The 489-nt window shown below is 45.6% G+C and carries 3 tRNA genes; all 3 read left to right on the forward strand.

The annotated features are described in order from the left end of the window. The first annotated feature begins 51 nt into the window (after positions 1-51). The 3 genes from BCV39_RS19890 to BCV39_RS19900 all read left to right on the forward strand — a co-directional run bounded on the left by BCV39_RS19890 (position 52) and on the right by BCV39_RS19900 (position 368). Positions 52-127 (forward strand) — tRNA-Val (locus BCV39_RS19890). Positions 128-152: 25 nt separating this feature from the next. After that, positions 153-228: transfer RNA gene (locus BCV39_RS19895), tRNA-Ala, on the forward strand. A 64-nt stretch (positions 229-292) separates the two neighbouring features. Next, positions 293-368 (forward strand) — tRNA-Val (locus tag BCV39_RS19900). Positions 369-489 lie beyond the last annotated feature (121 nt).

Consider the following 489-nt stretch of genomic DNA (forward strand, 5'->3'; position numbering starts at 1 on the left):
ATCCTGCACGACCCACCATTCTTTCTCCACGAAGGAATTAAAACTTTTAGTGGGCGATTAGCTCAGTTGGGAGAGCACCTGCCTTACAAGCAGGGGGTCACTGGTTCGAGCCCGGTATCGCCCACCATTTCCTCCCAAGGAAATAAAAATATGGGGCTATAGCTCAGCTGGGAGAGCGCCTGCCTTGCACGCAGGAGGTCTGCGGTTCGATCCCGCATAGCTCCACCATTCCTTCCATAAGAATGGCTTTTATTTTCACTTTTTAAAAAGTGAAGACAAAAGAAAACTTTATGGGCGATTAGCTCAGTTGGGAGAGCACCTGCCTTACAAGCAGGGGGTCACTGGTTCGAGCCCGGTATCGCCCACCATCTTTAAGCATTCTCCTCGGAGAGTTTTTAAAAATGGTTTTGAAAGTTTAAAACTTGAAAAACTCTTGCTCTTTAACAATTTGGAAAGCTGACTGATTGATTTACTTACGAGTAATTCAAT

Origin of the sequence: Vibrio sp. 10N.286.55.E10 (assembly GCF_002872555.1) — a bacterium.
GTDB lineage: Bacteria > Pseudomonadota > Gammaproteobacteria > Enterobacterales > Vibrionaceae > Vibrio > Vibrio crassostreae.